Source organism: Paraburkholderia sp. A3BS-1L, assembly GCF_051125215.1.
GTDB lineage: Bacteria > Pseudomonadota > Gammaproteobacteria > Burkholderiales > Burkholderiaceae > Paraburkholderia.
In genome coordinates, this window is sequence record NZ_CP120442.1 from 1,750,313 (window position 1) to 1,771,982 (window position 21,670).

At 64.6% G+C, this 21,670-nt stretch carries 16 protein-coding genes and 3 tRNA genes; 7 read left to right on the forward strand and 12 right to left on the reverse strand.

Going from position 1 to position 21,670, the window contains the following annotated elements; translation table 11 throughout:
• Positions 1–23 precede the first annotated feature (23 nt).
• Positions 24–1,640 (forward strand): NAD(P)H-hydrate dehydratase, encoded by a 1,617-nt coding sequence (locus P5W99_RS07875; protein WP_434660175.1) that lies wholly within the window; start codon positions 24–26, stop codon positions 1,638–1,640.
• 214 nt (positions 1,641–1,854) lie between these two features.
• The gene (gene pgi, locus P5W99_RS07880; RefSeq protein WP_434660177.1) at positions 1,855–3,474 is read left to right on the forward strand and encodes a glucose-6-phosphate isomerase; all 1,620 of its coding nucleotides are present in this window, start codon (positions 1,855–1,857) and stop codon (positions 3,472–3,474) included.
• 9 nt (positions 3,475–3,483) lie between these two features.
• Here pgi and P5W99_RS07885 read toward each other — a convergent pair whose 3' ends face one another.
• A complete protein-coding gene (locus tag P5W99_RS07885) occupies positions 3,484–4,254 on the reverse strand; it encodes an ABC transporter ATP-binding protein (RefSeq protein WP_434660178.1) in 771 nt (256 codons plus the stop codon).
• Positions 4,255–4,260: 6 nt separating this feature from the next.
• Between P5W99_RS07885 and P5W99_RS07890 the strand changes: the two genes are divergently transcribed.
• Together P5W99_RS07890 and P5W99_RS07895 are read left to right on the forward strand one after the other, a co-directional pair.
• A complete protein-coding gene (locus P5W99_RS07890) occupies positions 4,261–5,025 on the forward strand; it encodes an arylesterase (protein ID WP_434660180.1) in 765 nt (254 codons plus the stop codon).
• Positions 5,026–5,174: 149 nt separating this feature from the next.
• A complete protein-coding gene (locus P5W99_RS07895) occupies positions 5,175–5,513 on the forward strand; it encodes a hypothetical protein (protein WP_421024017.1) in 339 nt (112 codons plus the stop codon).
• Positions 5,514–5,631: 118 nt separating this feature from the next.
• On the opposite strand, the gene P5W99_RS07900 is transcribed toward P5W99_RS07895, so the two are convergent.
• The 7 genes from P5W99_RS07900 to tig form a co-directional block, all read right to left on the reverse strand.
• Complete coding sequence (locus tag P5W99_RS07900) at positions 5,632–7,575, reverse strand: SurA N-terminal domain-containing protein (RefSeq protein ID WP_421024018.1); 1,944 nt, start codon at positions 7,573–7,575, stop codon at positions 5,632–5,634.
• Between the two features lie 102 nt (positions 7,576–7,677).
• Positions 7,678–7,754 (reverse strand) — tRNA-Asp (locus tag P5W99_RS07905).
• A gap of 91 nt (positions 7,755–7,845) precedes the next feature.
• Positions 7,846–7,921 (reverse strand) — tRNA-Val (locus P5W99_RS07910).
• Between the two features lie 270 nt (positions 7,922–8,191).
• Positions 8,192–10,621 (reverse strand): endopeptidase La, encoded by a 2,430-nt coding sequence (gene lon / locus P5W99_RS07915; protein WP_213295434.1) that lies wholly within the window; start codon positions 10,619–10,621, stop codon positions 8,192–8,194.
• 190 nt (positions 10,622–10,811) lie between these two features.
• Entirely contained in the window at positions 10,812–12,083 is a 1,272-nt protein-coding gene (gene clpX / locus P5W99_RS07920) for an ATP-dependent Clp protease ATP-binding subunit ClpX (protein WP_421024019.1), read from the reverse strand.
• A 274-nt stretch (positions 12,084–12,357) separates the two neighbouring features.
• The gene (gene clpP, locus P5W99_RS07925; RefSeq protein WP_035533252.1) at positions 12,358–13,011 is read right to left on the reverse strand and encodes an ATP-dependent Clp endopeptidase proteolytic subunit ClpP; all 654 of its coding nucleotides are present in this window, start codon (positions 13,009–13,011) and stop codon (positions 12,358–12,360) included.
• 169 nt (positions 13,012–13,180) lie between these two features.
• The gene (gene tig, locus P5W99_RS07930; RefSeq protein ID WP_421024020.1) at positions 13,181–14,527 is read right to left on the reverse strand and encodes a trigger factor; all 1,347 of its coding nucleotides are present in this window, start codon (positions 14,525–14,527) and stop codon (positions 13,181–13,183) included.
• A 518-nt stretch (positions 14,528–15,045) separates the two neighbouring features.
• Between tig and P5W99_RS07935 the strand changes: the two genes are divergently transcribed.
• Positions 15,046–16,203, forward strand: coding sequence for a glycerate kinase (locus P5W99_RS07935; protein WP_421024021.1), 1,158 nt, complete (start codon positions 15,046–15,048; stop codon positions 16,201–16,203).
• Between the two features lie 213 nt (positions 16,204–16,416).
• Positions 16,417–16,863: a MarR family winged helix-turn-helix transcriptional regulator gene (locus P5W99_RS07940; RefSeq protein WP_421024022.1), complete on the forward strand. Its 447-nt coding sequence runs from the start codon at positions 16,417–16,419 to the stop codon at positions 16,861–16,863.
• A gap of 103 nt (positions 16,864–16,966) precedes the next feature.
• Here P5W99_RS07940 and P5W99_RS07945 read toward each other — a convergent pair.
• A tRNA-Leu gene (locus P5W99_RS07945) sits at positions 16,967–17,053 on the reverse strand.
• A gap of 297 nt (positions 17,054–17,350) precedes the next feature.
• Here P5W99_RS07945 and P5W99_RS07950 point away from each other — a divergent pair.
• Positions 17,351–18,193 (forward strand): squalene/phytoene synthase family protein, encoded by an 843-nt coding sequence (locus P5W99_RS07950; RefSeq protein WP_421079515.1) that lies wholly within the window; start codon positions 17,351–17,353, stop codon positions 18,191–18,193.
• A gap of 54 nt (positions 18,194–18,247) precedes the next feature.
• Here P5W99_RS07950 and P5W99_RS07955 read toward each other — a convergent pair whose 3' ends face one another.
• The 3 genes from P5W99_RS07955 to P5W99_RS07965 all read right to left on the reverse strand — a co-directional run bounded on the left by P5W99_RS07955 (position 18,248) and on the right by P5W99_RS07965 (position 21,551).
• Positions 18,248–19,489 carry a DUF1501 domain-containing protein gene (locus tag P5W99_RS07955; RefSeq protein ID WP_421079516.1) on the reverse strand — a complete coding sequence of 414 codons (1,242 nt, stop codon included), beginning with the start codon at positions 19,487–19,489 and terminating at the stop codon, positions 18,248–18,250.
• Between the two features lie 141 nt (positions 19,490–19,630).
• The gene (locus P5W99_RS07960; protein ID WP_421079517.1) at positions 19,631–21,094 is read right to left on the reverse strand and encodes a DUF1800 domain-containing protein; all 1,464 of its coding nucleotides are present in this window, start codon (positions 21,092–21,094) and stop codon (positions 19,631–19,633) included.
• 154 nt (positions 21,095–21,248) lie between these two features.
• Positions 21,249–21,551 carry a hypothetical protein gene (locus tag P5W99_RS07965; protein WP_421024026.1) on the reverse strand — a complete coding sequence of 101 codons (303 nt, stop codon included), beginning with the start codon at positions 21,549–21,551 and terminating at the stop codon, positions 21,249–21,251.
• Positions 21,552–21,670 lie beyond the last annotated feature (119 nt).

Below are 21,670 nucleotides of genomic sequence, written 5' to 3' on the forward strand. Positions count from 1 at the left end.
CCCTTGCGGCCGCCATCGCCACCATGACAGACGCCACGCATAGCTCGCTGCTTCCTATTCCGGCTCCCACGCTCGTCAATCCGCATGATCGGGCCGCGCCGCTGCTCACGGTCGCGCAGTTGCGCGCAGCCGAAACCGCCGCTCAGGGCGCCCTGCCCGCGCACACGCTGATGGCGCGCGCGGGCGCCGCCGCGGCGCATTTCCTGCGCGAGCAGATTGCGCATGCGCCGTCGCCGGCCAGCGTGAAGCCCGTCTGGTTCGCCGCCGGCCCCGGCAACAACGGCGGCGATGCGCTCGTGACCGCTGCCGAACTCAAGCGCGCGGGAATTGCCGTCGAAGTCTGCATGCCGCTCGAAGTGAAACCCGCCGACGCGCGCTGGGCGCTTGCCGAGGCGCGCGCGGCGGGCGTGCCGATCACGGCCACGCCGCCCGAGTCGTTCGATACGTACGGCTGGCTTGTCGACGGTCTGTTCGGCATCGGCCTTGCCCGCGCGCTGGACGGCGTGTTCGGCGCGCTCGCTCAACGGCTCGCTGCGCGAGCGCGCAGCCACGGCCATGTGCTCGCGCTCGACGTGCCAAGCGGCCTCGACAGCGACACCGGCAACCTGGTCGGCAATGGCCCGGCCGTGCGGGCAACCCATACCGTCACCTTCATTGCCGCGAAGCCCGGGCTTTATACGGGCGCGGGACGCGATTGCGCCGGCGCGGTGAGTGTGGCGCCGATTGGGCTAAATGAGGGGCTGCATGCGGGCATCGACACGCCCAATGGAGCACGCTCCGCGAGACTCAACGCACCGGCGCTGTTCGGCGCAGCCATGCCCGCACGCGACTTCGCTACCCACAAAGGCAGCTTCGGCACGCTCGCCGTCGTGGGCGGCGATACCGGCATGTGCGGCGCGCCGATCCTCGCCGCGCGCGCCGCGCTGCTCGCGGGCGCGGGCAAGGTCCACGTGGGCTTCCTCGGCCACGACGCGCCGCCCTACGACGCGCCGCATCCCGAGTTGATGCTGCACACCGCGGGCAAGCTCGCGCTCGAGGCGATGAGCGCGGTCGCGGCGGGTTGCGGGATGGGCGGGAGCGCTTCGGCGCGGCAACTCGTCGACCGGATCCTGCAACTCGACGTCCCGGTGCTGCTCGACGCTGACGCCCTTAATCTCGTCGCCCGCGACACGGTCCTGGCCGGACGCGTGGCCGAGCACCTGCGCGCGCATGGCGCGCCATGCGTGCTCACCCCGCACCCGCTCGAAGCCGCGCGCCTGCTGGGCACGGAGACGGCAGCAGTGCAGCGCGATCGCCTGGCCGCCGCGCGTGCACTCGCAACGCACTACGCGGCAGTCGTCGTGCTCAAGGGCAGCGGCACGGTCATTGCCGCGCCCGATGGCCGCCTTGCCGTGAACCCCACCGGCAACGCGGCGCTTGCCACCGGCGGCACCGGCGACGTGCTCGGCGGCCTGATCGGTGCCTTGCTTGCACAGCGCCTGCCTCCCTGGGAAGCGGCGCTGGCGGGCGTCTACCTGCACGGGCTCGCTGCCGATACGCTCGTTGCCGAGGGAGAAGGCCCCGTGGGCCTCGCGGCGGGCGAGCTCGCTCCCGTGATTCGGCGCCTGATGAACCGCCTGTTTTACGCCGCAAAAGATTGATGAAGGGGTTTCGCGGGAAGCTTGAGGCACGCGGCTTGCTGTTGTTTCTGCCGATCCGCGCGTTGCTGCTCAGCAACGTGCTGCCCCGCTATACTGGTCCCTCGCGCGCTGCTCACCGGCAGCACGCATCCCCGCAGCGCGCGATGCGCGCGTCGCGCCCGACCGGCGCAGCGCCCTCCGCCGCCCTCCATTCGTTTTCCCTCGCTAGACGAACATGACGAATCCGCTTCCTGCCTGGTCCGCGCTACAGACGCACTACGAACAGATCCGCAACGAACAGATGCGCGACTGGTTCGCACCCGCCAACGACCCCGCGCCGACCCGCGCCGAACGCTACACCTACGCGGGCGGCGGCCTCGCAGCCGACTTCTCGAAGAACCGCATCAACGACGACACGCTGAAGCTGCTCGTGCAACTCGCGCGCGAGGCCGGCGTCGAAAAGCGCCGCGATGCGATGTTCGCGGGCGAAGTCGTCAATCCGACCGAAGGCCGCGCCGCGCTGCACACGGCGCTGCGCGCCACCGAGCCGAACGCGCCGTTCCACGCGCAGATCCTCGCCGAAAAAGCAAAGATGGCGAAGTTCGCCGACGCCGTGCGCAGCGGCGCCTGGACCGGCTACACCGGCAAGCGCATCCGCCACGTGGTCAACATCGGCATCGGCGGCTCGGACCTCGGGCCCAAGATGGTCGTGCACGCGCTCAAGCACCTCGAAACGCCCGAGATCAGCTCGCACTTCGTCTCGAACGTCGATGGCGCCGACCTCTGGCGCGTGATCGAGGGCATCGATCCCGAGGAAACGCTCGCGATCATCGTCTCGAAGACCTTCACCACGCTCGAAACCATGACGAATGCGCATTCGATGCGCGACTGGTTCATCCAGCACGGCTGCCCGGAGAGCGCGCTGGCGAAGCACTTCGTGGGCGTCTCCGCGAACCCGGCCGAAGTCGTGAAGTTCGGCATTGCCAAGGATAACGTCTTCGAGATGTGGGACTGGGTGGGCGGCCGCTACTCGCTGTGGTCGGCGGTGGGCCTCTCGATCATGATCGCTATCGGGCCGCAGCAGTTCGACGAACTGCTCGCGGGCGCCCATGACATGGACGAGCATTTCCGCACCGCGCCGCTCGAAAAGAATCTTCCCGTGCTGCTCGGCATGATCGGCATCTGGTATCGCAACTTCTTCGGCTCGCAGAGCTATCTGGTCGCGCCGTACTCCGAAGCATTGCACTACTTGCCCTCGTACCTGCAACAGCTTGAAATGGAGAGTAACGGCAAGCAGGCGCGCCTGGACGGCAAGTTCGTCGATTACGCCACCTCAGCCATCACGTGGGGGGAGCCTGGCACGAACGGCCAGCATGCGTTTTTCCAGATGCTGCACCAGGGCACGACGATCGTGCCGATCGACTTCATCGCCGTGCTCACGCCCGAGCATCCGCTCGCCGATCATCACCCGAAGCTGCTCGCCAACTGCTTCGCGCAGAGCGAGGCGATGATGCTCGGACGCACCGAGGAAGAAGCGAAGAAGATCGCCGGTCCGGACAAGCCCGAACTCGTGCCGCACATCATGTTCCCCGGCAACCGCCCGACCACGACGCTGCTCGTCGATGCGCTCACGGCGCGCTCGCTCGGCGCGCTGATTGCGCTGTACGAGCACAAGGTGCTGGTGCAGGCGTCCGTCTGGAACATCAATCCGTTTGATCAGTGGGGCGTCGAGCTCGGCAAGATTCTCGGCAAGGTGGTCGAGGCCGACCTCACGGCCGCGAGCGCCGACGTGAAGACGCACGATTCGTCGACGGCCGCGCTGATTGCGCGGGCGCGCGCCGCGCTCAAGCGTTAGGCGACGCGTCTAGACGCGGCCCGCCTCGGGCGCTTCGTGCACATCCTCCGGGTTGTCGACATGCAGCGCATTCGGCACGCGGCGGCCCGCTTCGATCGTCACCACGGCATCGCAGCGGCGCGCAAGATCGACGTCGTGCGTGACGAGTACGAGCGTCGCGCCGCCGCTTGCACTGCTGCCAGCGCCGCCGCCAGAACGATTGAGCTCGAACATCAGGTCGATGACGGCATGCCCCGTCGCCGCATCGAGACTGCCGGTGGGTTCATCGGCGAACAGCACGGCCGGCTGCGTGACGAACGCCCGGGCCAGCGCCACGCGCTGCTGCTCGCCGCCCGACAGCAGCTTGGGATAGTGGTCGGTGCGCTGCCCGAGCCCGACGCGCTCCAGCAGCGCACGGGCGCGCGCAAAAGCTTCGCGCGTAGTGATCCCGCCTTGCAGTTCGAGCGGTAGCGCAACATTCTCCAGCGCGCTCAAATGCGGCATCAGCTGGAACGACTGAAACACGAAGCCCACCGAACCATTGCGCAGCGCGGCGCGCTGATCCTCGGCCATGCCGGTAAGCTCATGGCCGAGCAGGCGAACCGAGCCGGCGCTCGCGCTGTCCAATCCGGCCAGAAGGCCGAGCAGCGTCGACTTGCCCGAACCCGACGCGCCCACGATCGCCACGCTGCTGCCCGCGTGCACGGTCAGGTCGATGCCGTCGAGGATCGTCAGTTCGCCGGTCGCATCGGTGACCCGCTTGCTCAGACCCCGCACTTCGATGACTGGATCGCTATTCATTCGCACATGATGAAGCAAAGTTTTGCCGCCTGGGCGCGGCATGGCACGGCGGCCGCTGCGGCCCGTACCACCCTCGGCACCACTGTCGCCCGTCTCGGCGCTGTCACGGCTGCCGCTGTGCTTGGCCTGGCCGCCGCCGCCACACTGCCCGGCGGCTCGCATGAGGCCCTCGCTGCCACGACGCCCGCGGCTCAGCCCGCCGTCGCGAAACCCGTTATCGCCGTGCTCGGCGACAGTCTCTCGGCTGAATACGGCCTGCAGCGCGACACGGGTTGGGTCGCGCTGCTGCGCCAGCGGCTTGCCAGCGAGCGAATCGATTATAGCGTCGCGAATGCGAGCATCAGCGGCGACACGACGAGCGGCGGGCTCGCCCGCCTGCCGCTCGTGATGCGGCGGATGAAACCCTCGATCGTGGTTGTCGAGCTTGGCGCGAACGACGCGCTGCGCGGTGTCCCGCTCGCGACGACACAAGGCAATCTACGCGCGATCATCGAGCAGATCCGCAAGGGCAACGCGCAGCCCGTGCTGGTGGGCATGTACGTGCCGCCCAATTACGGCCCCGACTATACCCGCGCGTTCCACGGACTCTATATTCAGCTTTCGAACGAGTTGCACGTGCCGCTGGTGCCGTTCCTGCTGGCCGGCCTCGCCGACAAGCCCAATCTCTTTCAGTCCGATCAGATGCACCCGAACGAGCAGGCACAGCCCTTGCTGCTCGAAAACGTGTGGCCGACGCTCAAGCCGCTACTCGGCGGCGGCGCGAAGCGCTGACAGCACCTAACACATCTGTAGGGCACACAAAGGCCTTGTCGTGTAGTGTGCGTGTTGCCGTTACCCTCGCCGCGTGCCGGGCCACGACTTTGCAACGGACGAGCGGCTTTCGTCTGTTTCTCGACTGACTCCGACTGAAGGGAGAAAACGTGAAATTTTTACCTTTGATTGCCATTACGGCCACCCTTGCAGCCTGCGCCAATCAGCCGATACCGAGCGGCACGCAATCGGTGGGCACCAGCCAGCAACCGCCCGCCGCCGTTGCGCAATGCATCGCCAAGAAGTGGGCCGACAAATCGCAGCAGCAGGTCGTCCAGCAGAGCGTCCTCGCGAACGGCCAGGCTGTCGACGTGTACGTGCCCGGCCAGCAACCGCCCAATGGTGCGGCCGCAACGGTGCGCCCGGCATGGAACGCCAACGCGAAAACCTGGGTGGGAATGCGTGGCGCCGGAGGCGATGCGTCGAGCGATATCAGCGGCTGCCTCTAAATGCCGGTGCATGCACGCGCAACGCATCAGTCGCGTTGCGAGCGCCCAAAGCAAAAGCCCCGCATTCGCGGGGCTTTTTTTGCATTTGCGCGTCCTGGCTTGAAGCCGGCCGCAGGACTTACTGCCCGTCGCCCTCGCCAGACTGGCTGGCTGCGTTCAGGGAGCCGTACAGCTTGACCTTGGAGCGATCGCGCAGCGCATCGAGATAAGCCTGCGTCTGCGACTGGCCGCTCACGCCCGCGAGTTGCTGCTGCGCGGCTGCGAGACGCGGGCCGTCGGCGGCCGGGCCATTGGTCACGCTGTTCACGCGATAAATCGCGTAGCCATTGTCGCCCAGATCGACGCCCACATAAGCGGGCAGTTTCTTCGGGTCGGCCTTGAACACGGCCGAAAGCGCGTTAGGCGGCAGGCCCTGCGCATCGTTGCGCGTAACCTTGAGCGCCGACGAGAAGCCATCGGTCGCCTTCGACTTCTGCAGATCCGCAAGCTTCGCCTCGCCATCCTTGCGCGCCTGCTCGCCCGCCTGCTGCGCGACCACCTTCCCGCGCACGGCGTCCTTGACCGCTGCGAACGCGGGCACGGCGGCCGGCTGGTAGTTCGTCACGCGCGCGGAGATCAGCGTGTTGCTGCCGACATCGATCGCTTGCGTGTTGTTGTGCTGGCTCACCGAATCGGTCGCGAACACCGCGTCGAGGAACTTCGGGTTGTTCAGCGGGTTGTCCTGCGGCAGTGCGGGGTTCGGCTTCGGCGTGACCGTGGCCGTCTGAAGCGTGAGCTTGTACTTGTCGGCGGCCGGCTGAAGGCTCTTCGACTGCTCGTAGACGGTCGACGTGAAACCCTCGGTCGCGTCGGCAAGCAGCTTTGCGGCCTGCTGCGCCTTCACGTCGTTGGTGATCTGGCCTTTCACTTCGTCGAACGACCTCGTCACCGACGGCTTGATATCAGTCACCTTGACGATGTGATAGCCGAAATCCGACTGAATCACACCACTGATTTCGTCCTTCTTGAGCTTGAAGACCGCGTCGTCGAACGCCTGGCCGCCCGCGATCATGCCCGGACCGAAGTAGCCGAGATCGCCGCCCTTCGAGGCCGAACCCGGGTCCTGCGAATCTTTCTGGGCGATCTGTGCGAACTGGTCGGGATGCGCCTTGATTTCAGCCAGAATCTGCTCGGCCTTCTGCTTGGCGGCCGTGCGATCGGCGGCGCTCGCGTCCTTCGCAACCGTGATCAGAATATGGCTCGCCCGCACTTCTTCCTGCGTCTTGAAGTGCGCGATGTTTTCGTCGTAGTACTTCTTGAGATCGGCGTCGCTGGGATTGACCGAAGCCGCAACGGTTGCGGCCGACAGCACCAGATACTGGATCTGCGCCGTGGCCGGCGTGGCGAAATCGTTCTTGTGCGCGTCGTAGTACGCCTGCAGCTGTGCGTCGGTCGGATTGATCTTCGGCGCGAAGTCGCTCGCCCGGAATGCGAGGCCCTGCACTTCGCGCTGCTGCTCGGAGAGTTCGGTGAGCTGCTGCGCCAGCGCCTTCGGCGTGAACGCGCTGTTCACGAGCGCCGCAGGCAACTGCTGCATGGCGAGGCTATAGCGCACGCGCTCGTCGTACTGCTCCGGCGTCATGCCCTGCATCGCGAGCAACTGCTTGTACTTGTCGAGGTCGATCGAACCATCGGGGTTCTTCAACGACGAGATCACGGGATCCGACAGCAAGGTGCGGCGCACTGCGTTATCCGAGGCCGTCAGATGCAGGCGCTGGACCTCGTCCACGAGCACGCGCTGCTGAATGAGGCCGTCGAGGATGTCCTTGCGGCGCTGCGGCGTATCGAACGTGCTCGCGTCGAACCGTGCGCCCATGATCTGCCGCGCCTGGTCCATCTGCTGACGCGCGGCGCCGTCGAATTCGGCGCGAGTGATCTTGTGACCGTTGACGCTCGCAACGTTCGCGCTTTCGTCAAAAAAGCCGCGGAAGCCTTGAATGCCGACGAAGCCGAGACCTGGCAGAATCACCAGCATCAGCATCAGCATCATCAGTCGTTTGTGATTGCGGAAAAAGTCGAGCATGCGTGACCAAGCGTTGGAGGGCGCCTAAAAACGGAACGCCCGATATTACAACAGCGGCCAACAAAAAAGGCGAACCGGAGTTCGCCTTCTTGCTGATAGATCTGGCGGAGCGGACGGGACTCGAACCCGCGACCCCCGGCGTGACAGGCCGGTATTCTAACCGACTGAACTACCGCTCCGTGCTGGTGTACTGCCGCGCTGCACTTTTACTGCGCTGCCGCTGCACTGCATCTCGCGTGCCGCAAGATGCGTCATGCGAATCTGAAGCTGTGGTGGGTGCTGAGAGGCTCGAACTCCCGACCTACGCCTTGTAAGGGCGCCGCTCTACCAACTGAGCTAAGCACCCAGCTTCATGACCCTCGCGCATCGCATATTTTTGCTGCGCTTTTTACTGCGCCGCCCATCAAGCAGCGAGCCCATAAGTTTAACGCATCTCCACCCATTTTACCAAGCCCCAATTCAGGAACTGGTGCGGTTTTGATCTTGATCTCCCAACGTCAACGAATCTAACGGAGGCCGGGGCGCATCAAACAAAAACCCGCGGACGCCGCCGCGGGTTTTTTGGGGGTATCGAGCGTTCCTGCGAGCCGCACCATCAGCGCGGCTCACATGAAGCTCAATGCTTGACCACTTCGGTCGCGCCGGCTTCCTTCGTTTCGGCAGCAACGGGCGCCTTGGCGTCGTCGGCCTTCACCTCTTCTTCCGGCAGGGGCTGCGGCACACGTTCGAGCGCGAGTTCGAGCACCTTGTCGATCCAGCGGACCGGCACGATCTCGATCGAGTTCTTCACGTTGTCCGGAATCTCGGTGAGGTCCTTGACGTTCTCTTCTGGAATCAGGACGAGCTTGATACCGCCGCGATGCGCCGCGAGCAGCTTTTCCTTCAAGCCACCGATCGGCAGCACTTCGCCGCGCAACGTGATTTCACCCGTCATCGCGACATCGGCACGCACCGGAATCCCCGTGAGCACGGACACGAGCGCCGTGGTCATCGCACCGCCCGCGGACGGGCCGTCCTTCGGCGTCGCGCCTTCCGGCACGTGGATGTGGATGTCCTGCTTCTCGAACGCCTCGTCCTTGATACCGAGACGACGCGAACGCGAACGCACCACCGAGCGTGCTGCTTCGACCGATTCCTTCATGACGTCGCCGAGCGAACCCGTGCGGATCACATTGCCCTTGCCGGGCATGACCGCGGCTTCGATCGTGAGCAGATCGCCGCCCACTTCCGTCCACGCGAGGCCCGTGACCTGGCCGATCTGGTTTTCCTTCGCAGCCAGACCGAAGTCGTACTTGCGCACGCCAAGGAAGGTATCGAGGTTGGCGCTGTCCACCGTGACGGCCTTATCGGCCTTCTTCAGCAGCAGCATCTTCACGACCTTGCGGCAGATCTTCGAGATTTCACGCTCGAGCGAACGCACGCCGGCTTCACGCGTGTAATAGCGAATGATGTCGCGGATCGCGCCTTCGGTCACCTCGATCTCGCCTTGCTTCAGGCCGTTATTCTTCTTCTGCTTGGGCAGGAGATAGCGCTGCGCAATGCTGACCTTCTCGTCTTCCGTGTAGCCCGAGAGGCGGATAACTTCCATCCGGTCGAGCAGCGGCGGCGGAATGTTCAGCGAGTTCGACGTGGCGACGAACATCACATCGGAGAGATCGAAATCGACTTCGATGTAGTGATCGGCGAACGTGTGGTTCTGCTCCGGATCGAGCACTTCGAGCAGCGCCGACGACGGGTCGCCACGGAAATCCATGCCCATCTTGTCGACTTCGTCGAGCAGGAAGAGCGGATTGCGCACGCCGACCTTGGCCAGGCTCTGCAGGATCTTGCCCGGCATCGAACCAATGTACGTACGACGGTGGCCGCGAATCTCGGCTTCGTCACGCACGCCGCCCAACGCCATGCGCACGAACTTGCGGTTCGTTGCGCGCGCAATCGACTGGCCAAGCGAGGTCTTGCCCACGCCCGGAGGCCCGACGAGGCAGAGGATAGGCGCCTTGACCTTGTCCACGCGCTGTTGCACCGCGAGATACTCGAGAATGCGCTCCTTCACCTTCTCGAGACCGAAGTGGTCTTCGTCGAGCACGGCTTCGGCGTTCGAGAGGTCGTTGTTGACCTTGCTCTTCTTGCGCCACGGCAGGCCGATCAGCGTGTCGATGTAGTTGCGCACGACGGTGGCTTCGGCCGACATCGGCGACATCAGCTTGAGCTTCTTGAGTTCGGCGTCGGCCTTCTTCTTGGCTTCCTTGGGCATGCGCGCAGCCGTGATGCGCTTCTCGAGCTCTTCGAGATCGGCACCCTCTTCGCCCTCGCCCAGTTCCTTCTGGATGGCCTTGACCTGCTCGTTCAGGTAGTACTCGCGCTGGCTCTTTTCCATCTGGCGCTTCACGCGGCCGCGAATGCGCTTCTCCACCTGGAGAATGTCGATCTCGGCTTCGAGTTGGGCGAGCAGATGCTCCAGACGCTCCACCACCGGGAACATCTCGAGAATGTGCTGCTTCTGGTCGAGCTTGAGCGGCAGATGCGCGGCGATGGTGTCGGCAAGACGACCAGCCTCATCGATACCCGACAGCGAGGTCAGGATCTCCGGCGGGATCTTCTTGTTCAACTTCACGTACTGGTCGAACTGCGAAACGATCGCACGGCGCAGCGCTTCGGTTTCGGCGCTATCGGCGTGATCGGGTTCGAGCGGCATGACCTCGCACGAGAACTGCGTTTCCTGCTCTTCGATGGAAAGCGTTTTCGCGCGCTGCAAGCCTTCCACGAGCACCTTCACGGTGCCGTCGGGCAGCTTGAGCATTTGCAGGATGTTGGCGATACACCCCACTTCGTACATGTCTTTTTCGGTGGGTTCATCCTTGGCGGCAGTCTTTTGCGCGACGAGCATGATGTGCTTGCCGCCTTCCATTGCCGCTTCGAGGGCCTTGATCGATTTGGGCCGGCCCACGAAAAGGGGAATCACCATATGCGGGAAAACTACGACGTCTCGCAGCGGCAGCAGCGGGAGCGTGGTGCGTTCCGGCGGGAGGAGTTGGGTTCCTGACATTTCATTTCCCCATGAGTGGAATCAATTGTTCGGTAAGTGAGGCCACAAGAGTCGATTGCAAGCCTCGCGCAAGTGGGAAAAGTTCAGTGACTCCAAAAAAGTGCGCCATCGACCACAAGATAAACGAAAAAGCCGTTCATCCCATTGCATGAACGGCTTTTTCCCGGAACTCTTTAGCCGATCATCACCATCAGTTCGAGCCAGCAACCTTTGGCGCGTCTTCGTATATCAGCAGCGGTTTACCGTCGCCGTCGATCACGTTGTCGTCGATGATGACCTTGCTCACACCCTTCATGGCCGGCAGCTCGTACATCACATCGAGCAATGCCTGCTCCAGGATCGAGCGCAGCCCCCGGGCGCCCGTCTTGCGGCGGATCGCCTTGCGGGCGACGGCCTGCAAGGCAGCCGGGCGAATCTCGAGTTCCACGCGCTCCATGTTGAAGAGCTTGTGATACTGCTTGACGAGCGCATTCTTCGGCTCGACCAGAATCTTCATGAGCGCGGCTTCGTCGAGCTTGCCAAGCGTCGCGACCACCGGCAGACGGCCGATCAGCTCCGGAATCAGGCCGAACTTGATCAGGTCTTCCGGTTCCGTTTCGCGCAACACTTCGCCCGTGTCGCGTTCCTGCTTGCTCTTCACGCTCGCGCCGAAACCGATGCCGGTCTTCTCGGTACGATCCGTGATGACTTTTTCCAGACCATCAAACGCGCCGCCACAAATGAACAGAATATTGGTCGTGTCGACCTGGATGAAATCCTGGTTCGGATGCTTGCGACCGCCCTGCGGCGGCACTGACGCCATCGTGCCCTCAACGAGCTTGAGCAGCGCCTGCTGCACGCCTTCGCCCGACACGTCGCGCGTGATCGACGGGTTGTCAGACTTGCGGCTGATCTTGTCGATTTCGTCGATATAGACGATGCCGCGCTGGGCCTTGTCGACCTCGTAATTGCAGTTCTGCAGCAGCTTCTGAATGATGTTCTCGACGTCTTCGCCCACGTAGCCGGCTTCGGTCAGCGTGGTGGCGTCCGCAATCACGAACGGCACGTTCAGAAGGCGCGCGAGCGTCTGCGCGAGCAGCGTCTTGCCCGAGCCCGTGGGCCCGATCAGCAGGATATTGCTCTTGGAGAGCTCGACGTCGTCCTTCTTGTCGAGATGCTTCAGACGCTTGTAGTGGTTGTACACCGCCACCGCGAGGATCTTCTTCGCGCGCTCCTGACCAATCACGTACTGGTCGAGAATGTCGCGGATCTCTTGCGGGCTCGGCAGGTCCGAGCGCGACAGCGCAGCGTCGATGCCGGCACCGGCAGCCTCGTCGCGAATGATCTCGTTGCACAAGTCGATGCATTCATCGCAGATGAATACCGACGGACCAGCAATCAGTTTCTTTACTTCATGCTGGCTTTTGCCGCAAAACGAGCAATACAACAGCTTTTCGCTGTTAGAACCTTTCTTGTCCGCCATGAATAAATGAGCCTCCGGACACTCTGTTACATGATACGCCGTTTCCCCCGGACGCCGCCGGGGGGCGCGTGAACCGCTTGCTGTGACGGCGTTGGGCCGCAGGCCGCGAAGCGCGTTTGCCGATTATTTCACATGGTCCGCGCGCCCGTGGCTATCCCGTTTTTCACGGGGATCGCGCACGAAGCGAGCGGGCCCTCGGTTGGCATCCTCAGTTGGCACCCTCAGTTGGCACCATTAACTGGCACCAAAAATGCCAGCAAAAACGCGCACCGGATCAGGGACGCTTGTGCAGCACCTGGTCGACGAGGCCGTACGCCTGCGCGTCGTCGCCCGACATGAAGTTATCGCGGTCGGTGTCGCGCGCGATGCGCTCGACCGGCTGCCCCGTGTGCGTGGCAAGCAGCTGGTTCAGGCGCTCCTTCAGGTACAGGATTTCGCGCGCCTGGATTTCGATGTCCGACGCCTGGCCGCGTGCGCCGCCGAGCGGCTGGTGAATCATCACGCGCGAGTTCGGCAGCGCAAAGCGCTTGCCCTTCGCGCCCGACGCAAGCAGGAACGCACCCATGCTGGCCGCGAGGCCCATGCAAAGGGTCGAAACATCAGGCTTGATGAACTGCATCGTGTCGTAGATCGCCATGCCAGCAGAAACCGAGCCACCCGGACTGTTGATGTACAGGCTGATGTCCTTGTCAGGGTTTTCGCTTTCGAGAAACAGCAACTGCGCGACAACGAGATTCGCGGTCTGGTCGTTCACTTCGCCGACCAGGAACACCACACGCTCCTTGAGCAGGCGCGAGTAGATATCATAAGAGCGCTCGCCGCGGCCGCTCGTCTCGACGACGATCGGCACGAGCCCGAGCGCCTGCGGATCGAAATCCCGCGAGGCGTGGGAGGTCAACGTGTCCAGCGATTGAGCGCGAATGGTCATGCGGTGCATCCTTGTCTGGAAGAGTTGTTCTGGTAACCCTGATAATGCTCAATGGCGACGGACCCTGCAAAAATCAACCACAACTCGAGTGGGGCCAAATTCTGCGGATACAAAAACGGCGTGCTGGCCGTCGGTCGCTCCGACAGCCGGCACGCCGTAGCGGGCAGATTTAAGCCTGCGCCGTTGCGCTTGCCAGTTCTTCGAAGCTCACCAGCTTGTCCGTCACCTTGGCCTTGCCGAGCACGAAGTCCACGACGTTCGATTCGACGACGTAGGCTTCCATTTCGGCGAGGCGCTGCTGGTTCGAATAATACCAGCGCACGACTTCCTTCGGGTCTTCGTAGCTTTTCGCGAATTCGTCGACTTCAGCGCGGATCTGCTCCGGCTTCGCTTCGAGGTTGTTCGCCTTCACGAGCTCGGCCAGCACGAGGCCGAGCTTCACGCGGCGCTCGGCTTGTTCCTTGAACATTTCGGCCGGGATCGGGGCGTCCTTCGCGTTGGGCACGCCGCGCTGCGCGAGGTCGGCGCGCGCCATTTCGACGAGGCGCTGCTGGTCTTGTTCGATGAGCGCATTCGGCACGTCGAGTTCGGCGATCTTCAGGAGCGCGTCCATGACCTGGTTCTTGACGATGGCCTGGGTGCGGCGCTTCGCTTCGCGCTCGAGATTGTCCTTGATCTCGGCGCGCATCTTCACGAGGTCGCCGTCGGCGATGCCGAGCGACTTCGCGAATTCAGCGTCGATCTCCGGCAGGTGCGGCCACTCGATCTGCTGCATCGTGATCGTGAACTTCGCGGTCTTGCCGGCGACTTCCTTGCCGTGGTAGTCCTCGGGGAATGCGAGGTCGAATTCGCGCGACTCGCCCTTCTTCAGGCCGATCGCCGCCTTTTCGAATTCCGGCAGCATGCGGCCTTCGCCCAGCACGAATGCGAAGCCTTCGGCGCTGCCGCCAGGGAATGCGACGTCGTCGATCTTGCCGACGAAGTCGACCGTCACGCGGTCGCCTTCCTTCGCTGCGGTGTCGGCGCCGCCGTCACCGTGCTCGCCTGCTTCGCCACGTGCGTGGTAGTGCACGCGCTGCTTGCGCAGAATGTCCAGCGTGCGGTCGATTTCCGCTTCGGTGATGCTGGTGGTCGTGCGCTCGATTTCGGCGCTCGCGACGTCGCCCAGCGTCACTTCCGGATAGACCTCGAAAGTCGCATCGAACGCGTAATCGCCCTCAGCAGCTTCGGCCTTCGGCGCGAAGCTCGGCTGACCTGCAACGCGCAGGTTCTCGGCGCGGCTGATGTCGAAGAACTCCTTACCGACCTTGTCGCTCAGGACTTCGGCTTCGACCTGGCCCGAGTACTGCTGCGTGACCATCTTGAGCGGCACCTTGCCCGGGCGGAAACCCGGCATGCGCACGTTCTTCGCGAGTTGGCGGATGCGCGAGTCGACTTCTTTCTGCACGGCGTCCTTCGGCAGGGAAATCGTCACGCGGCGTTCGAGCTTGCCGAGGTTTTCTACAACGTTAGCCATGGCTTCAATCGTCCTAAAATTGTTCGAGCGTTTCAGTAATCTTTGCTGCCGCAGTCCGATGGGTCACCCGCATCGCTTGCGTCTCGCCTGTGCCTCGTCGGCGCCGCCGGCTTGCGCCCGACCGGGATACGGGGCGGCGCCCTTTGCGGGATCCGCGAGACCCATCCCGCTATCAATCGGCCAAATTAAGCCGGATCGAGCAGTTTGCGGTGCGGTTCCGTCAAAAGAGCCCGGTATTTTAGCAAACTATTGCCGCACTCAAATGGAATTGCCGTTCCTGCAGGAAGATGGCGCTGACCGGGACGCAAAAACGGCCGCAAAACAGCCACACGATGGCCATGAAGCGGCCATGAAGCGTCCATGAAACGGCCGGATTTCGCGCGTGGGTACGTGGCTGCGATGCGTGCTATCTCGCCTGAGGTATCCAGCAGGCACCCGACCACTGGTAAGCTAGCGCTCGCGCCGGACGCCCCGCCGGCAACAGCCTCTGCCAACACAACTCTTCCAGTCGAGACACCATGCCCAACCAGTCGTTTGCTGACGCACCCGTCGTCGTCATTGCTCCCGATTCTTTCAAAGGCTCGCTCAGCGCGGATGGGGTCGCCGCCGCGATCGCCGATGGCATTCGCCGCGCCCGCGCCGACGCCGATATCCGCATCTGCCCGATGGCGGACGGCGGCGAAGGCACGCTCGACGCGATGCTCAGCGTAGGCGGCGAGCGCCGCGTGATCAATGTGGAAGGCGCGGCCGGCGCACGGCGCGACGCTGCCGTCGGCCTGCTGCACGACGGCAGCGCCGTCGTCGAAACCGCCGAGATCGTCGGCATCACCGACCCGGTGGGCATGGGCGTGCCGGTCGACGCACGCAGCACGCGCGGCATGGGGGAAGCCATTCGCGCACTGCTCGACGAAGGCGTGCGCCGCTTCTATGTCGCGCTCGGCGGCAGCAGCACGAACGATGGCGGCGCGGGCCTTCTGGTCGGCCTCGGCCTGCAATTGTTCGACGCCAACGGCAATGCGCTCGCACCCACGCCGCAGGCGCTGGCGCAGCTCGCGCGGGTGGACGTCTCCGGGCTCGACGCACGGCTTGGCGAAGCCAGCTTCGTTGCGATGTCGGACGTCGACAATCCGCTCAATGGCGATCACGGCGCAACCGCGGTGTTCGGCCCGCAAAAAGGCGTGAAGCCCGAACAGGTCGCAACGATCGACGCCGCCCTCGTGCGTTTCGCCGATCTGCTCGAAGCGGCGCTCGGCCGCAGCGCGCGCAGCGAAGCCGGCGCGGGCGCCGCAGGCGGTCTCGGCTTTGCGCTGCGCATGCTCGGCGCGAGCTTCGAGCCCGGCGCCGAAGTCGTGGCGCGCACGATCGGCCTCGACGCGGCGCTCGCGGGCGCGCATTGGCTCATCACCGGCGAAGGCCGTTCCGACGTGCAGACGCTGCACGGCAAGGCCCCCTTCATTGCATGCCGCCATGCGCAGGCCGCCGGCGTGCCGGCCACGCTGCTGTCGGGCGCGGTCGATCCCGCTGCCCTGCCTCGTCTCGCCGAACACTTCAGCGGCTGCTTCTCGCCTGCGCCGGGCCCGATCACGCTCGACACGGCCATCCGCGAAGCCGCCACGCTGCTCGCGAACGAAGCGGAGCAACTCACGCGCCTCAGGTACGGTTCGCGCGACGCCTGACGCACCACCATAACGCGCCGCAAGCCCGAAGTTCCGTCTGACTTTAGTACGCGTTTTCGCCGGGTTTCGCAGTAAGGGATTAATAGATTCGTAGGCCCATTCCGGACGGGCCTACGAGGGTTCTTGCGCGTTGACCCGGGCGCTGGTTGAGGCAACAATCATGATACGCGCGGCGTGATCGCGCGGACCTCACGCGACCAGACCAGGACGACCATGAAGGCAAGCAAAGCCGGACTCGAACAATTTCTGACCTATCGGCTCCATGTCCTCAACAAGCTGTCCGAACGCGGTGCGAGCGAGCGCTACCAGGCGAAGCTCGGCATCACGCTGCCGGAGGCACGTCTCATTGCCGCCGTGGGCGCGTTCGGCCCGTTTTCCGTGATGGAACTCGCGCGTCACGCGAATCTCGACAAGAGCCAGGCCAGCCGCGCCGCAGAGGCATTGATGCGCCGCGGCCTCATGCAACGCGACGCCAGCGAGGAAGATGGGCGCCTCGTACTCGTTTCGCTCACAACCGACGGGCGCGCGCTCTATCGCAAGGTCATGCCCGTTGCGCGCAAGTGGAACGTGGACCTGTTCGCCTGTCTCGACGAGAAGGAACGCGAGTTGCTCAACCGCGCGCTGGAGAAAGTCATTGCGGCAGCCCAGGAAGAATCGTGATGCAGCACGCGCGATAAACGGAATAGATGGCCCATGCGCATGATCGAGTGCGTGGGCGTCGAACAAAAAGGCCACGTACCCGGAGGTACGTGGCCTTTGCTTTTGGTGCGTGAGGCCGGACTCGAACCGGCACACCCTTGCGGGCGTCAGGACCTAAACCTGGTGCGTCTACCAATTTCGCCACTCACGCGAATTCCTTGCATGGCGGGACCGCTGCGAGCTCACGTGAGTGTGGGACGTGGGATCTATCGCGTGCGATACAAACCTGCACTGCGCCTCCGACAGCTGGATAAGCCACCCGCAAAGCGCAAGCGCGAGATTCTAACCGATTGCCTTGCGCTTGTCTGCACCCTGGCTGCGCATCCGGCCGCCTCCGATCGGCCCGCCGCAAACAAGTACCGGTGCTAGAATCGCCGCTCCGCAGCGACTTGCTCCGCGCGCCCCGTTGGGACGCCGGCGAATCCGCCCTTCCTCGCCCCCGAACGCCGTGAATTTCGACGAATACTGCCTGCAAAAAGCGGCCCCGCCCGGATCGAGCACCTACTACGCGCTGCGCCAGGCCAGCGCCGCCCGTCAACCGCTGCTCACCGCCCTGTTCGCGCTGCGCCGCGAGCTCGAGGAAACCGCCAAGGAAACGAGCGACCCCACGGTGGGCCGCACCAAGCTTGCATGGTGGCAAAAGGAACTGGCGGCGCTCGCTGCAGGCAACGCATCGCACCCCGTAACCCAGGCGCTCGCGCACCATCTGGACGGTACGGTCGCGATCGATTCGCTGCTTCAGCAGTTGCTCGCCGGCTTCGAAATGGACTTCGAGCAGGCACGCTATCTCGACCTGCCGAATCTGCGCCGTTATATCGATGGTGTGGGCGGCACCTTCGCGACCCTCGTGGCCCAAGTTGGCGCGCGCACGGATGAAGCCCGCGCCGGCGCCGCGCGCTGGGCCGCGCCGCTCGGCAATGCGCTGATGCTGGCGCAATTCGTGCCCGAGATCGGCAACGATGCACGCCATGGCCGCATCTACGTGCCAATCGACGAATTGCAGCGCTACAACGTCACCGCGGCCGATCTGATCAATCGCCGCTATAGCGGTGAATTCACGGAACTCATGCAGTTCCAGACCGCCCGCGCGCGCGAAGCCGTGAACGCAGCGCTAGATGCGATTCCCGTTGCGGAGCGCCGCCATCAGCGCACCTTGCGCGCGCTCGCGGCGCTCGAGCTTGCCTTGCTCGACGAAGTGGAGCGCGAAGGCTTTCAGGTGCTGCACCAGCAGATCGTGATCACGCCGATTCGCAAACTCTGGATCGCCTGGCGCGCCGCCCGCCGCGCCTGATTGCCCAATGCGCCAACCGGCGCCGATGCCGATGCCGGCGCTGGAACGCTTGCGCTATGCCCGCAGCAGCGGCAGCGTGTCGAAGCGTTGCTGCAGCACCGCCTGCGCGTCGAGCCCCCACCAGTTCGCCAGTACCGTCGCGTAAATCTGCCTGAAGTCGACGGCGACCGGCAAATTGCCGTTGCCGTCGAGGCGCGCAAGCTTCGGCGCCTCGCCATGAAGCCCGCCGGCCACCCGCCCGCCCGCGACAAAATGCGCTGAGGCCGTACCGTGATCCGTGCCACGGCTCTGGTTCTCGCGCACGCGTCGCCCGAACTCGGCATAGGTGACGATCAACGTGCGGTCCCAGCGCCCCATCTCGGCCAGCGCCGAACGCATCGCCACTATCCCCGCCGCGAACTGGCGCAACAGATCCGCATGCCGCTGCGGCTGGTTCTGATGCGTATCGAAACCGTTGAGCGTGAGCCGGATCACGGCCACACCCCGTCCCGGCACCGGCGCGGGCCCTTCTTGCGCGCCGGTCATGGTTGCGCCCGAGGCCAGTGCCTGCATCGCAGTTTTCACCGAAGTGCCGAAGGCGCCCCCCGGAAACGCAGTCTTCAGCACATACTGGCCGGGACGCGGCCGCAACTGGTCGGCGGCACGGACGATTTCGTTCTCGACATCGAGGATATGGGCGAGCGCAGGATTGCGCTCCTTGAGCGCGACCGGCGTGACGAGCCGCGAGGCGCGCGCGAACTGCGCGGGATTGACGAGCGCAACAGCGTGCGCGCCATTCGCGAGCGGCCCCATCTCGGCGCTGCCGAGCACGAGGCCATCGGCCGCAAAGCCCGTCGGCACGGGCGCGCTCGCGAACGCGCGGGTAAGCCAGCCTTCGCGCAGGTACTGGTCGGCATTGGACGCCGTGTCCCAGATCTCGATCGAGCGGAAATGCGAGAGATTCGGCTGCGCATAGCTCACGCCCTGCACTATGGCGAGTTCGTGTTCGCGCCACATCGGCATGAGCGGCGCAAGCGCGGGATGCAGCGCCGTGCGTTCGTCGAGCTGGATCGCATCGTCGCGACGCACGCCGATGTTCGCGCGATAGCGGTAATAGAGCGGATCCGCGAATGGCACGACGGTGTTCAACCCGTCGTTGCCACCTTTGAGCTCGACGAGAATCAGTAGATTGTCGTAGCCGCTCGCGCGACGCTGCGCGGCCATGTTGCCTTGCGCATGCGCCGCCGCGGGCAGCCACGATGCAGCGCCCGCGGCCGTCATCGCGGCTGCGGCGGCCAGAAAGTCTCGCCGCTTCATGCCGGGCCTCGCGGGTCCAGGCGACGCCGTGCCGCGCCGCGGTTGTCGTGGTAATCGATGCTGCTACCGATGCTTCTATCGTGATTGCTGGCGTTCATTTCAATCGCTCGACGCTGGCGTCATTGGATCACTTCTACCGGGTCACTTCAACTGAAAGACCGGGTCCATCAGGAGTGCTTCGAGATACGCGCCCGCACTGCTGCCCGCCGCAATCGCGTCGACGGGCGCGAGCGGCAGCACGGCGTGCTGCATCTGCAACTGGGCGGACAAACCGGGCACGGCGTCGGCCGTCAGGCCGAAGTGCCCGAGCCAGCCGTCCAGATCGAAGCGCATGCCACCATGCATCGCGCCGCCCATGCGCGGACGCGCGGTCTCGGTGGCGCGAAAAAGCTGCTCGACGAACTGCTTGCGCGCCAGCAGCGTCGCGCTGTTGATCCACATCGCGCCGCCGGGCCAGCCCTTCACGTTCGGCGGATAGAACAGATTCTCGCCGAGCGCCGCCGAAGTGCGCGCGAACATCGTCGTATTCGCGTAGCTCACCCCGAAGCGGCGCACGGTGCCCGCGATGAATTCGACCGGCGAGCTCACCAGCACGCCGCGATTGCGCTCGTCCCAGAACTCGGGCGAGACGAGCAGCGCGCCGAGCGCCGCCTTGATGTCGTAGCCACTCGCGCGAAAGCGTGCTGCCACCATGCCGAGCCGAGCCGGGTCCGGCGTATCCGAAACGAATTCGCGCCATAGCCTGGCCGAGATGAAGCTCGCGGTGCGCGGCTCGCCCAGCAGGATATCGAGCACGGCGTCGCCGTCGAAGGGGCCGCTCCTGCCCAGCACGGTCTTCACGCCTTCGTCGTGCTGCGCCGGGCGCCAGACGTAGCGCCGCGTGTCGGGATCGACGCCCCAGCCCGTGTATGCACGCGCTGCCTCAGTCACGTCCTGCTGCGAATACTGCCCTTCGCCCAGCGTGAAGAGCTCCATGACCTCGCGCGCGAAGTTCTCATTCGGCTTGCCTTTGCGGTTGCTGGCGCCGTCGAGATACAGCAGCATCGCCGGATCCTTCGCGACCTCGTGCAGCAGCGTCGCGAAGCTGCCCAGAGCGTTGCGCCTCAGCAGCGCATTTTGCTGCGCCATCAGCGTTGGCTCGCCAACCTTGTCCTGGCCCGACGTGAAATGGTTGTGCCAGAGGAGCGTCATGCGCTCGGTGAGCGGCGATGGCGTGACCAGAATTTCACGCATCCACCAGGCGCGCAGTTCTTCGTAGTGCAGGCGATGCTGACGCTGCACGTCGCGACGCGCCTCGGGGGTGAGGGTTTCGCGCTGCGCGCGGTTCAACGGGGGATCGGCGGTCCATGCAGGCAGCGGCGTCACTGCATCGGTGCGCGCCGTCGCCAGAACGCGCTCGACGGCCGCTACGCGCGTGAGCCCGACATAAGGCGCGATCTCGGCGGGCGCCGGCGCGAAGCCCGTGCGGATGAGCAGATGAGTGGCGTCGTCGGCGTCGAGGAGCGCGCTGTCCGGGGCTGTGGACACAGGCGGTGCGCTTGCCGCGCCATGACGATGCCCACGGCGCGCCGGTGGAACCGATGCAGGTCGTTGCGTGACTGACATGGGACTGAAACACGCAGGTTCGGCCCGCGCGCCCCCAGGAGACGAAGGTAACGAACTAACGATGCACGCGACGCATCTGTTGACGGCGCGTTGCTACAGGATTTTTCAGCGATGGAGAGAGGCGTCTTTAGCGACTCATAGGCGGGCCGCTCGATCAGCGCTTGTAAAGTTCGCGCACGGCGTCTTCGATGTGCTGGCGCAGGAGGCGGCGCTCGTCGGGCGTCATATGACCGTCACGCCGGCGCTGGTCGAGATCGGAGGGAACCGCCGCGCGCTGCGTGATGTCAGATGCAGGGCCAGCGGGCGTATCGGTACGCATCTTGCGCGCAGGCTGCTTCGCGCCAGTGCGGCGAGTGTGGGCGGCGGACGCCTGGGAACCCTCCGGGAACGTCTGGGCATGGACGGGCGCCGTGTTCAATGCAGCCACGACGCCACTGGCCAACGCCAGTGCAATCATGTTATGGCGCATTGTCGGCCTGACCCCTCCCATCGTTTTGTTCCCTTCTTGACGCGGCAAACGGCTACCTCGAATTCATGGACGGACCCGGCTCGATACGGGCACTGGTTCGAAATTCG